The following is a 12,910-nucleotide window of genomic DNA, read 5'->3' as shown; positions in this document are numbered from 1 at the left end:
ACCGTCAGTTCGGGCAGACGGTGTCCTGCTCCGGGCGCTGGCCCGTGGTGAGGAACGTGGTCACCGTGCGGTCGGCACACGGGTTGCCGTTGGCCAGATACACCTCGTGGCCGCCGTGCTCGACGGTGACCATACGGGCCCGGTCGCCCAGGGCCTGACGCAGCTTCAGAGCGCCGGAGTACGGCGACGCCGGGTCCCGCCGGTTCTGAATCAGCAGGACGTTGGACGGCCCGTCGGCGGTGATCCGGGCCGGCTTCTCGGCGGCCCCGTCCTGCCAGAACGTGCAGGGTGTGACATTGACCGGCATCCCGGCCGTGAGCGGGTGCCGGGCGCGGTCGGCGGCGACCGCCTGCTCGTACGAGGAGACCTGCGTCGGCCAGCTGACGTCGTTGCAGACGACCCCGAACATGACCGCCACGGCCTCGTCGCTCAGCGGCTGGGCGAGGAAGGGGGGCAGGGCGGGCGTCGCCGTCGGGTCCTGGGCGTCCTTGACGAGCTTCGCCATCATCGGGAAGGAGTCGTCGCTCATCAGGGCGATCTGGAGCGTCTGGCGCAGCATGTTGCCGGTGAGCGGGACGTCCTTCGTGGTCGTCTTCTTCGGTGCGGCGTCGAGCTTCGCCGCCAGGCCGAGCACCAACGGCCGGACGTCCTCGGCCCGTTCGGCCAGCCGCAGCCCCTTGGCCTCCTGTGCCGGGTCGGACGCCCACGCCGCGAAGTCGGGGAACCGGTCCTCGGTCCCCTGCGCCGCGTTGGCCAGCCAGCCGCGCCCGACGCGGCTCGGGTTCGGGTCGTCGTTGCTGTCCAGCACCCAGCGGTCGGTGTGCTGCGGGAAGAGCTGCGCGTACACCGCTCCGGCATACGTTCCGTACGAGGTACCCCACCCGGAGAGTTTGCGCTCGCCCAGAGCCTGCCGGAACAGGTCGATGTCGCGGGCCTCGTTCAGGGTGGTGAAGCTGCGCAGCACTTCGCCGCCGTTGCGGTGGCAGGCGTCGGCGACGCGGCGGGACCTGGCGGTGTTCGCGCTGATGTCACCGCCCGCGCCGGGCCAGGAACGCACGTTCACCAGCATCCGGTCGTCCGGCGTGAGTTCGCAGCTCGCCTTCGTGCTGCCGCCGACCCCACGCGGGTCGAGGCTGACGATGTCGTACGCCCCCGCCATCTGCTTGCGCAGGGCGTCACCCTTCTCCTTCAGCAGCCCGACCCCGGACCCGCCCGGGCCGCCGGGGATCGCGAGCAGCACCCCGCGCCGCTTGTCGGGGTCGTCGCTGCGCAGCCGGGTCACGGCGAGGGTGACGGTCGGCCCGTCCGGGTGGCGGTAGTCGAGCGGAACGGGCAGCTGTGCGCACTCCTGGCCGCCCGCCCCGGCGCAGGACGTCCAGTCGAGCTCGGGCACCTCGGGGCCACCCGTCCCGGCGTGGGCCGTCGGGGCGACGGTGGCCGTCAGGGCCGTCGCGACGGCTGCGGCGGAGAGGGTGACGGCGAGGCTTCGATTGCGGTAAGTGGTCATGGAACAAGGGTGGTTGAGCCCTTTCCATGATCCAATCCGGCAGGCACGACGGCCTCGGTGGGGTTAACCCCCGAGCGGATCCGGGGGTTGGTCAGCGGACGATCTGGTCCCCGTCCGGTACGTCCTCGACGCTCACCGCGCCACGGGGTTGGACCAGTTGGCGAGCCACCGCACGCGCCAGACCGTCGAAGTCCCGCCCCTGCGGAACCGGGACCGCCTCCCCGTCCCCGTAACTCTCGATCGCCCGGGTGAAGTAGCTCGGATTCCAGGCGCCCACGGCACCCCGCACCTCGACGGCCCGCACCGCACGTCCCGCCACGGCCTTCCGTACGGCGGGCAGTATCTCGTCCGACCGGAGCTCACCCGGCACCTGGAACAGACTCGCGTGCGCACCGACCAGCCCGCCGCCGCGCAGCCGTACGGTCACGGTCAGACAGCTGGTGACGGAGGGATACGTGATCACACCACCCCGGGCGACCTCCTTGACCTGCCCCTCGGTGATGGTGGCGGCGGCCGGTGCAGTCCGTCGTTGCCCGCCGCGATACCTCCAGGTGAGAGTGGGGCGCCGGAGCCTGCCCCGGCCCGCACGCCGTGTCCATAGCGCACGGGCGGTGGTGAAGATCCACGCGGTATCGACACGGCACACCCGGGTCGTACAGAGTGAGCTCGAACCCGTCGTACGCCAGCGCGAGGAGCCACCGTGACCGTTTGGGCAGGCCGGACCGCCACCGAGATCGCCGACGCGGTGCGCCGCCGGGAGGTCACACCCCGGGAGGTGGTCGCCGAGCACCTGGCGAGGATCGCCGCCGGTAACGCCCGGGTCGGTGCGTTCCGGGTGGTGCGTGCCACCGCCGCGCTGGAGGAGGCGGACGCGGTCGGCGCACGGACGGATCTGGCCGAACTGCCGCTCGCGGGCGTGCCGGTGGCGGTCAAGGACAACCTGCCGGTACGCGGTGAGTCGACCCGTATCGGCTCGGCGGCCACCTCGACCGCGCTCGCGGCCGAGGACCACGAGACCGTCGCCCGGCTGCGGGCGGCGGGCGCGGTGGTGGTGGGACTCACCCACGTACCGGAGTTGTGTGTCTTCGGCACCACCGACGGGGTGCACGGCATCGCCCGCAACCCATGGGATCCGTCGCGTACGGCGGGCGGCTCGTCCGGGGGCAGTGCGGCGGCGGTGGCGGCGGGTCTGGTACCGATCGCGCTCGGCAACGACGGTATGGGTTCGCTGCGGATCCCCGCCGCCCACTGCGGCCTGATCGGTCTGAAGCCCGGCAGCGGGCGCGTCCCGGTCGACCTCGGCGACGCCTGGTTCGGAATGTCGGAGAACGGCCCGCTGGCGACGACGGCGGCCGACGCACGGCTGATGTTCTCGGTGCTGGCGGGCGAACCGGTACCGGCACACGATTCGGTGCCGGCGGGCGCGGGGTCCGTCGAGGCCGAGGCCACCCACCGCCTCAAGATCGCCTTCTCCACGCGCAGCCCCATCGCGGGCGTGCCCGTCACCAAGCCGTACGCGGCGCTCGCCCGCCAGGCCGGTCGGCTGCTCGCCGGGGCGGGCCATCAACTGGCCACCGCCAACCCGCCTTACCCGCTCTCGTTCGGCGCGGTCATCCTCGCCCGCTGGACCGGCGGCACGGCGCAGGACGCCGAAGGACTCGACCCCCGGCTGCTCACCCGCCGCACCCGGCAGCACGCGGCGATCGGCCGCGCCGCCGAACGGCTCGGCTTGCTGCGCCCGGACCACCGGGCCGCTTTGAACGCCCGACTGGATCCGTTCTTCGAGGAGTACGACGTCCTGCTCACCCCCGCGCTTGCCCGGCGAGGCCCGGCGGCCGTGGCCTGGCACGAGCGCGGCTGGCTCGCCAACATCGCGGTCAACACCTTCTGTTCACCGATGACCCCGCCATGGAACCTCTCCGGCCGCCCGGCTCTGTCGATGCCGTTCGGGCTGCTGCCGACGGGACTTCCGGGCGCGATCCAGCTCGTCGGGCGGCCCGGATCCGAGCATCAGCTCCTCGATCTCGTCGCCCAGCTGGAACGGCTCAACCCCTGGCAGCGCACGGCACCGCGCGCCTGAGCGGGGGTCATCACACGGCGCACACCGACGCTCACCAACAGAGCGCGCACACCCCGCGTAAATGAAGCTTCAACCTTGCCGTGCGGAGGGCGAGTTGGCGGCCGTCTCGATGTGACTGCCACAGGGCGTACATGGCATGATCACCTTCCCGTTACTTGCGAGTAACGCCCCACCCCCCTCACTGTGAAGGTCACACCTACGTGCGCATCCTCACCAGACGCCTCCTCGTCCCCGGTCTGACCGCGCTGGCGCTCGCCGCCACCGGCTGCTCCTCCTCGGAGCACACCAGCGCGGCCGCACCGGGCAGCGCCGCCACCACCGCGCCCGCGGCCGACGACACCCAGCAGCTCGACGTGGCCGCCGCGCCACTGGAGTCGTCCGCGCCGACCTCCATCGCCCGCACCCGCTCGGGCAAGGGCCAGCCGGAGAAGTCCGCGCTGAAGGTCGCCTCCTACGACAAGGCGAAGCAACGGGCCGTCATATCCTCGGCGCCGCAGCACCGCCCCGGCTCGCCCAGCCACGCCCCCAGTCACTCCCCCGCGCCCGACAAGCCCGTCGCGGTCGGCGACATCATCGCCAGCGCACCGGCCCCGGGCGCCCCCAACGGCCTGCTCGCGAAGGTCACCGAGGTCGTCGGCAAGACCGAGCACGGCACCGAGGTGAAGACCGCCGACACGACCCTGGCCTCCGTCCTCAAGGAGGACAAGGCCGACGGCAAGGTCCCCGTCGACCCGTCGGCCGTCACCGTGGTGCCCCTGATGAAGGGTGTCACCTTCTCCTGGGCCAAGGGCGAGGGCCTGAACTTCGGCCCGAAGGGCGCGAAGCTGCCCCTCGGCAACCTGCGCCTCGACGTCAACGCCGCCGTGGACACCGCCAAGGACGCCCCCGCCTCGGCCGGCGCCTCCGTCTCCGGCTTCGTGCAGCTCGCCCCCGAGGTCGAGTTCTCGTACGACGGCAGCAAGAGCAGCGGCTTCGGTCCCAGCTCCGCGTTCCTCGGTATGAGCGGCAAGTGGTCCTCGCAGTGGGCGCTCCAGGGCCGCGCCGCCGCGAGCACCGGCCAGCCCAAGCGCATCCCGTTCGCCAAGCTGCACAGCGCGCCCGTCATCCAGGTCGGCCCGGTGCCCGTCGTCGTCAACCTCGACCTGACCTGCTACGTCCAGGTCGAGGCCGACGGCAAGGTCACGCTCGACGTCCAGCAGGACGTCAAGGGCGACTTCCGCGTCGGCGGCAGCTACGCGGCCGGCAAGGGCTGGTCCCCCGTCAGCACCTCGGCAGTGCACAGCACCCCGGTGACGGCGAGCGTCACGGCCGCCGGGCGCGTCAAGGGCGCCCTCGGCGCGGAGGCGGAGGTCGGTCTGTACGGCGCCGTCGGCGTCTCGGCCGACTTCGCCCCGTATCTGCGCGGTGAGGCCGACGCCAAGGCCACCGCGTCCAGCGACGGCAAGACCTCGGTGTCCGGCGCCTGGGCGCTGTACGGCGGATTCGACCTCAGCGGTCAACTCCACTTCCAGCTCTCCCTGTTCGGGACGCCGGTGATCGAGCGCCGTATCCCGCTGGGCGCGCTCAACCGCGAGTGGCCGCTGGCGAGCGGGCACGCCGCACGCTAGTCCCGACTCATACGCGGCCGAGTGGGCCGGAGGCAGACTGCCTCCGGCCCACTCGTGTATACGCGTGCTCAGAGCACCGTGATTCCCAGAATCCGCGCCCCGCTCTCGCTGCGCGGCCGGTGCCGGCTGCCGGGCGCGAACACCACATATGTGCCCGGCCCGTGGCGCTCCTCGCCCTCGATCATCTCCCCGCTGAGCACGTAGTAGCGCTCCTCGGTGGTGTGGGAGTCGATCCCCGGCCACTCGCTGCCCGGCGCGAAGTCGACCAGCCAGCCGAGCGCGTGGTCGGTGCCGCCCACCCTGCGCTGCACGATCCCCGGTGCCACCGTGACGGCTTCCACCTCCTCGACCTGCACGACGCTCTTCAACGGTCCTGTTTCAGTGATCTCGCTCATGACTCCACTGTGATCGAGTCGAGCCCTCTGCCGCAGAGTCCAGAAAGACATCGTCGGGTACATTCCCGCCATGGACCGTCATCGTGTCGTGGCCCTGCTCAATTCACCCCAGTCACCGTTCGAACTCGCCTGTGCCTCCGAGGTCTTCGCCACCGAACGGCCGGAACTGCCCAGCCGTTACGCGTTCCAGGTGTGCACCGAGCGCCCTGGGCCGCTCCCGACCACCGTCGGCTACAGCATGCTCGTCGAGGCCGGGCTCGACGCCCTGGAAGAGGCGGACACCGTGGTCGTACCCGGCTGGGGCTGGCAGCAGCCCGGGCCCGAGGTGTCGCCGGCCATCCTGGACTCGCTGCGGGCCGCCCATCGGCGCGGCGCCCGGATGGTCGCCATCTGCACGGGCGCGTTCGTCCTCGCCCAGGCCGGGCTGCTCGACGGCCGTCGCGCCACCACGCACTGGCGCCGCACCGCCCAGCTGGCCGCCGACTTCCCGGCGGTGGACGTGGCGAGCGACGTCCTCTATGTCGACCACGGCGACGTGGCGACCAGCGCCGGGAGCGGCGCGGGCATCGACCTGTGCCTGCACCTCGTACGCTCCGACCACGGCTCGGCGCACGCCGCCGAGATAGCCCGCAGCATGGTCCTGCCACCGCACCGCGAGGGCAGCCAACTCCAGTACGCTGTGCGGCCCACACCTGCCAAGGCTCCCGACGAGTCGCTGGCACCCCTCCTTGAGTGGGCCACCACCCAACTCCACACCCCGCTCACCCTCGACCGGCTCGCCGCCCACGCCAAGCTGTCCAGCCGCACCCTGGCCCGGCGCTTCACCGACCAGCTGGGCACCAGCCCGGGCCAGTGGCTGCTGCGTCAACGCCTGGACGCGGCACGGGTGCTGCTGGAGCAGACCGATCTGCCGGTCGAGGCCATCGCCACCCGCGTCGGCCTCGCCTCGGCCGTCAACCTCCGTCGACGTTTCCGCGCCGCGCTGGGCACCACACCCGGCGCCTACCGCCGCACGTTCGGCGAGAGCCGTGAACAGGCGCGAAGAAAGTAAGGGCCGCTCCGCCGTGGCGGGATGCCGCAAGTGCCGTGTTTGCGGGAGCCTGACCGTTCTGCGCAGCCAGAGCAGTCCCGCCCAGAGGAGCAGCATGGATGTGAAACCGGTCGACGCGCGTACGCAGGAGATCCGTATCGCCACCGCCATGACCGGAGGCGTCAGTCTGGCCATCTGGATGGGCGGTGTCGCGCGCGAACTGAATCTGCTGCAACAGGCCGCGTGGCGCCGCCATCCACCGGCGGAAGGTGACTTCGACGCGCACCTCGGCGCATCACCGGACCCCCAGGGCAAGGTGCGGGAGCTCTACGTACGGCTGCTCAACCTCCTCGACACCACGGTCAGCATCGACGTCCTGTCCGGCACGAGTGCCGGGGGAATCAACGGCGCACTGCTCGGTCTTGCCCGGGTCAACGCGTTCGACCTGGGCCCTCTGCGGGAGTTCTGGCTGACGTCCGGCGCCTTCGAGACGCTGCTGCGGGATCCGAAGGAGAAGAACCCGCCCTCGCTGCTGCAAGGCGACGGCGTGCTGTTCAACGACCTGCTCAAGGGCATCCAGGCACTGCCGCAGTCGGACCAGTCGTACCGCCCCCCGGCGACCGCTCCGGAACCCGATCCGCCGACCGATCTCTTCATCACCACCACCCTGCTCACGGGCGAGACGAGCCGCTTCACGGACGCCTTCGGGACCCTGGTCCAGGACGTGGATCACCGTGGGCTCTTCGCGTTCGACGAGAAGCAGCTCAAGGGCGCGGCGGCCTTCGACATGGTGTCGCTCGCGGCGCGGTGCAGCGCCTCGTATCCCCTCGCCTTCGAGCCCGCGTTCGTACCGTTCGAGAAGGAGATCCCCGCCGTCCCTCCGAAGGGGATCCTGCGCCACCCGGGCATGAAGCCGTACGCCGAGATCACCCGCGACCACTGGGTGGCGGACGGCGGGCTGCTCGCCAACCGGCCGATCGCCCCGCTGCTCCAGGCCGTCTTCGACCGGCCGGCCGAACGCCAGGTCAGGCGCGTGCTGCTGTACGTCGTCCCGTCGCCCGGCGAGGCCCCGGACCCGCGCCAGGCGCCCGCGCTCCAGGAGTCGTTCGACGCGCCCTGGACGCTCGGCGAGGCACTGCTCAAGGATCTCGGCAGTGTGCTGAACCAGAGCATCAGCGCCGACCTCAAGGCCCTGCGCCAGCACAACGACCGGGTGGACGCGCTGCGCGACACCCGGCTGCGGATGGCGGAGATCGGATCCCGGCTGGCCGACCGCCCACCGTCCACGGAGTTCCCGGGCTTTCGCCTGCTCACCCAGACGGTGTTGGACGACTACCGCGTCCGCGAGGCCACCTGGCTCGTCCAGCCCGTGGTGACGGCGCTGATGCGCGCGCTGACGACGATGCCCGGGCAGCGGATGCCGGACGACTGGCGCAAGGCGCTGGCGCCGGGCCGCAGCGCCGAGGAGGAGTGCCAGGAGGCGGCCGCGTCGGCGATCGCCTCCGACTGGGTACTGCCCGAACGGCGCGACCTCGGCGGGCTGGCGAAGTTCGGGCGCCCGGCGTTCGACGGCGCCAAGGCCACGGTCCTTGCGATGTTGCAGGCCGCGTACGTCAGCCGGCCCGAGAAGTGGACCGAACTGGCCGCGCTGAACAAGCAGGTGCACGAGGCGTTCGTCCCGGGCGAGCGGCCCCGGGCCGACGAGCTCGTCGAGAGCGAGCTGACGAAATTCGACGGCGACGACGGGGATCAGCGCACCCTCGCTCAACTCGCCCAGTCGCTCGCGGGGCAGTACGCGCACCTGCTGGCGCTCCCGGCACAGACACCCGAACCTCCGTCGCCCGATCCCACGCCGGACCCACTTGAGAGCGGCTGGCGCGCGTTGTCAGCCGTGGTGGATCGCCTGCGTACGTACGCCATGAGCGGTCACACGACGACACCGACCGACTCGGACGCCTTCCGGCCGAACTCCACGCAGCGGGCGCGGCAGAAGGCCGCGGCGGAACTCGCGACCTACGTCCAGTTCCTGTGCGGTGGAAGCGACTCCGACGACCTCGACGCGATCGCGTTCCGCCTCTTCGAACTCCACGTCGCCACCCGCTCCGTACTCCCCGTGGCCGTGGAGGTGGAGCAGCCGGTCGAGCTCATCCAGGTGAGTGCGGACACCCGCAGTGTGCTCGCCCCACGGCGTGCCACCGCGGCCTCGAAGCTCACCGGGATGCAGTTGTTCCACTTCGGGGCGTTCTACAAGTCCTCCTGGCGGGCGAACGACTGGGCCTGGGGCCGCCTGGACGGCGCGGGCTGGATCGTCCATCTGCTCCTCGATCCCCGGCGCGTCCACGCACTCGCCGAGTCCCACGACCCCACTGACGACATCCCGCGCAGCCAGTGGTTCTACGAGCGGCTGCGCGACGAAGTGCTCGACGGTGGGGAGCCGCAGAGCTGGCCCATCGAAGCGGCCGGGGAGGCCGCCGTCCAGCTCACCCGCGACGCCGTCATCAACGAGCTGGAGTTCCTCGACGACGACGCCGGCGCCATGCCGACCTGTCTTCCCCTCACCGCGCTGTGGGCGGCGCACAGCTGGCAGCGGTGGATCGCGGCGGAGGAACTGCCGGTCGTCGCCCGCCACGTGCTCGGCAATCCGTCAACTCACCACACTCCGTGGGCAGTTGAGGTACTGGATGCGGCCGGGCAGCCCGACAAGGCGGTGGCGGCGGCCCAGGCGGCCGCGTCGGCGGTCATGACCCGCAAGTGGAGCCCGGAGCAGAACAAGCTCATCGCGTCCGCCCTCGACACCACGGCGTCCGGAGCCCGGTCGGAACCCACCTCGGCGACGGCGGACGCGATCGCCGCGCGGCTCGCGGACTGCCCGGTCCCCGACGAGACGTTCGCGACGGAGCTGGGCGAGCCGCTGTTCACGCGTACCGTCACGAAGGCGCTCGCCACCGCGACCGCCACGGCGACCGCGGTGAAGCAGTCCCCGGCGTCGGTCAAACCGTTCCTCACGTCCGCGCGCACGGTGACGATGACCGGCTATCGCGCGTCCGCCCTCTTCGGCGGCGCGCCCCGGGCGCTGACGATCACGGGGCTCGTCTGTGTGGTGATCGGCGTCGCCGCCATGGTGCTCGGGACGCGGGTGCTGAGCCTGGGCGGCGCGGTGGTCGTGGCCATCGGCGTGTATCTGATCGCGCTCGCCGCCTGGGGGCTGAGCCGACGGCTCGTCCCGGCCCTGGTGGGGCTGGTCGTCGTGGGACTCGTCGCCGCGATGAGTTTCCGCCGCAGATCGCTCTTCGGGACCGGCGCCTGCGATGTGAAGTGCACGGGCAAGGACATCGGCTGGGTCGGCCGCCATACGCTGCCCTGGCTGCAGTCCGCGTGGTGGCATCCGCTGGTGGCCCTGCTCGCGCTCGGCGCGGTGGGTCTGCTGCTCAGCGGCGGCATCGGCAAGGCCGTGCGGGCCCTGCGCCACCGGCCGAAGCAGAGCCCCGGCGGCCCGGTCCCGGCACGGTAGATATCGAACGTACGATCCATTCAAGCCGGGCGGGACGGTCCGGCGCCGAAGTGCGGGCCTGCGGCGCCGGGGCGCATTCTTGCTGTATCACCTACCGCGCGGCACGCGGACGAGGGCAGACCGATGACTGGAAGCGCCGAGAGCCGGCACCGGGCGCCTGGACGGCTCACCGCCCTGCTCACGGGGGCCGTGGCGGAGTCGATGCGCGCGGTCGGCGGCCATGTGGGCGGTGCGTATCTGCGGTCCAGCACGCCCGGACTGCTGCGCCTCGCCGTGCTCGCCGGGCTGCCCGGACCGCTGTTCCGCCCCTGGTGGCGGATGCACATGGACCGGCCGTTCCCGGTCGCCGACGCCCACCGCCTGGGCGTGGAGATCCAGCTGGCCGACTCGACGGAGACGATGCGCCGGTATCCGCAGCTCGCGGCCGGTCTGCCGTTCCGGTTCGGTTCGGTGTACGTGCCCGTGGTGGGGGCGTCCACGCCGTACGGGGTCCTCGCGGTGCTGCGGCCCGCGACGCCGGACGCGACGGCCGTCAAGCTCGACCGCGACCGTCTGACCGAGGTGGCACAGGGCCTGGGCGCCGCGCTCCTGGAGCTGGAGGAGGACGGGCCGCAGGTCGTGTGGGACGGCGAGCCGCTGAGCGTACGGCCACCGGCCGACGACGCCCCGCCGGGCGCCGTCGGACGGTTCTCCTGGGACCTGGCGACGGGCACGGTGACCGCCGACGACACCCTGTCCGCCCTGCTCGGCACCGGGGACTTCACCGGGACGCCCGAGGCGCTGGCCGCCTCGGTGGCCCCGCACGACGCCCACCAGCTGCTCGCGGCGCTGCGCGAGACGGCGGAGACCGGTCAGGCGCCGCCCCGGCCGCTGCGGGTGCGCGCGGCGGACGGCGGCATGCGCCTGCTGGAGGTCTGCGGGCCGGGCGGCGCGGCACCGGACGACACCCGGCTCAGCGGCATCGTGGTCGACATGGGCGGCGGTGCGACGGGCGACGGGGCCGCGGAGCTGCTGCCCGAGGGCGTCTTCACGCTCGACCGCCTCGGGCTGATCAGCTACGTCAACCCGCGCGCCGCCCTGCTGCTCGGGCGGCCCCGCGCGGAACTGCTCGGCCAACCCCTGTGGCAGGCCGTGCCCTGGCTGGACCGGCCCGCGTACGAGGACCATCTGCGCGGCGCGCTGCTGTCGCGGGATCCGGTCCACTTCCGGGTCAGGCGCCCCCGGCCGGACAACGGGCTGCCGGAGGAGCGGCCCGGGTACGACAAATGGCTGTCCCTTTCCGCCTACCCGGGCCCGGACGGCCTGACCTTCACGGCGGTCCCGCTGGGGCACGACCCGGACACGGTGGGCGCCTCCACGGCCGACCCGGCGAGCGGGGCCGGGCCCGTGGACGCCGCGGCCGACCAGGCGGCCGTCGGCCCCCTGCCGCCGACCGCGCTCGCGTCCCTGGCGGATTCCGCGGGCACCGCGCCCCCTCCCGAGGCGGTGGCGAACGCGACCGCAACGCTGTATCCGCCGCTCTTCCTCGCCATCGCGCTGAGCGAGGCGGTCACGGCCCGGCAGGTGTCCGCCGTGGTCATGCGGGAGCTGCTGCCCGCGTTCGGCGGCCGCCGGCTCGCCATCTACCTGCTCCATGAGCGCCGCCTCTACCTGGCCTGGGAGACCGGCTTCCCCCAGGGGTTCCTGGACCCCTTCGACGGTGTGGGCCTGGACGTCCGCCTCCCCGGCGTCGAGACGCTGACCACCGGCCGCCCCCTCTTCTTCGAGTCCATGCAGCAACTGGCGGCCGCCTACCCCGGCATCGCCCTCGACGCCGAACAGGGCGCCCGCGCCTTCCTGCCGCTCATCGCCTCCGGCCGCCCGGTCGGCTCCTGCATCCTCGGCTTCGACATCCCCCGTACGTTCAGCGCACAGGAACGCACGGTGCTCACCGCGCTCGCCGGGCTCATCGCCCAGGCCCTGGAGCGGGCCCAGCGCTACGACACCGAGGCGGCTCTCGCCCGTGGACTCCAGGCGGCCCTGCTCCCCCACCGCCTCCCGGCGCACCCGCAGGTGGAGACGGCGGGCCGCTATCTGCCCGGCACCCAGGGCATGGACGTGGGCGGCGACTGGTACGACGTGATCGAGGCGGGCGAAGGTCTCGCCCTGGTCATCGGCGACGTCCAGGGGCACGGTGTGCAGGCCGCCGCCACGATGGGTCAACTGCGCAGCGCGGTAAGGGCGTTCGCGCTCGGCGGGCACTCCCCGCAGGAGGTGATGAGCGGGACGAACCGGCTGCTCATCGATCTCGACCCGGGCCAGTTCGCCAGCTGCTGCTACATCCGCCTCGACCCCGGGACCGGGTTGGCGCAGGCGGCCCGCGCCGGGCATCCGCAGCCGCTCCTGCGCCACCCCGACGGTGCCACCGAGGTCCTGGACCTGCCCGGCGGCGTGGTGCTCGGGGTGGACCCGACGGCCGCGTACCCGGTGACGCAGCTGCGCCTTGAGCCGGGCGCCGTCCTCGCCCTGTACACCGACGGGCTGGTGGAGAACCCCGGCACCGACATCGACACGGGCATCGAACGCCTCCGCGCGGCCCTCGCCCAAGCCGCCGCCCCCACCCGCCGGGGCGGCGCGTCCCTGACCGGCACGGCGGATCTGCTGATCGAGCAGGCCCGCCAGACGACGGACCGCCCGGACGACATCGCCCTCCTGCTCACCACACGCCGCGCGACGCCGTCGGCCCCGTAGCCGGGGAAGGCCGCACCACCGCCGTGACGTTCACCGCAAACAGCGTCGCC

At 72.5% G+C, this 12,910-nt stretch carries 8 protein-coding genes; 5 read left to right on the top strand and 3 right to left on the bottom strand.

The window, feature by feature from the left end; genetic code table 11:
• Positions 1-4: 4 nt before the first annotated feature.
• Both BG418_RS01815 and BG418_RS01810 read right to left on the bottom strand, forming a co-directional pair.
• Positions 5-1,507: an alpha/beta hydrolase gene (locus BG418_RS01815; protein WP_188271840.1), complete on the bottom strand. Its 1,503-nt coding sequence runs from the start codon at positions 1,505-1,507 to the stop codon at positions 5-7.
• 91 nt (positions 1,508-1,598) lie between these two features.
• Positions 1,599-1,970, bottom strand: a complete 372-nt coding sequence (locus BG418_RS01810) for a hypothetical protein (protein WP_223184204.1) — start codon at positions 1,968-1,970, stop codon at positions 1,599-1,601.
• A 237-nt stretch (positions 1,971-2,207) separates the two neighbouring features.
• On the opposite strand from BG418_RS01810, the gene BG418_RS01805 reads away from it, so the two are divergent.
• On the top strand, positions 2,208-3,587 hold the full coding sequence (locus BG418_RS01805) for an amidase (RefSeq protein WP_188271839.1): 1,380 nt from the start codon (positions 2,208-2,210) through the stop codon (positions 3,585-3,587).
• A gap of 200 nt (positions 3,588-3,787) precedes the next feature.
• Positions 3,788-5,194 (top strand): hypothetical protein, encoded by a 1,407-nt coding sequence (locus BG418_RS01800; protein ID WP_188271838.1) that lies wholly within the window; start codon positions 3,788-3,790, stop codon positions 5,192-5,194.
• A 68-nt stretch (positions 5,195-5,262) separates the two neighbouring features.
• On the opposite strand, the gene BG418_RS01795 is transcribed toward BG418_RS01800, so the two are convergent.
• Positions 5,263-5,589 (bottom strand): cupin domain-containing protein, encoded by a 327-nt coding sequence (locus BG418_RS01795; protein ID WP_188271837.1) that lies wholly within the window; start codon positions 5,587-5,589, stop codon positions 5,263-5,265.
• A 70-nt stretch (positions 5,590-5,659) separates the two neighbouring features.
• Between BG418_RS01795 and BG418_RS01790 the strand changes: the two genes are divergently transcribed.
• From BG418_RS01790 to BG418_RS01780, 3 genes are all read left to right on the top strand, one after another.
• A complete protein-coding gene (locus tag BG418_RS01790; protein ID WP_188271836.1) occupies positions 5,660-6,640 on the top strand; it encodes a GlxA family transcriptional regulator in 981 nt (326 codons plus the stop codon).
• A gap of 94 nt (positions 6,641-6,734) precedes the next feature.
• Positions 6,735-10,130, top strand: a complete 3,396-nt coding sequence (locus BG418_RS01785; RefSeq protein WP_188271835.1) for a patatin-like protein — start codon at positions 6,735-6,737, stop codon at positions 10,128-10,130.
• Positions 10,131-10,253: 123 nt separating this feature from the next.
• Positions 10,254-12,860 carry a SpoIIE family protein phosphatase gene (locus BG418_RS01780; protein ID WP_188271834.1) on the top strand — a complete coding sequence of 869 codons (2,607 nt, stop codon included), beginning with the start codon at positions 10,254-10,256 and terminating at the stop codon, positions 12,858-12,860.
• The last annotated feature ends 50 nt before the right edge of the window (positions 12,861-12,910 follow it).

Origin of the sequence: Streptomyces sp. CBMA152 (genome assembly GCF_014596475.1) — a bacterium.
Taxonomy (GTDB): Bacteria; Actinomycetota; Actinomycetes; order Streptomycetales; family Streptomycetaceae; genus Streptomyces.
This window is presented reverse-complemented; position numbering and strand designations above follow the sequence as displayed.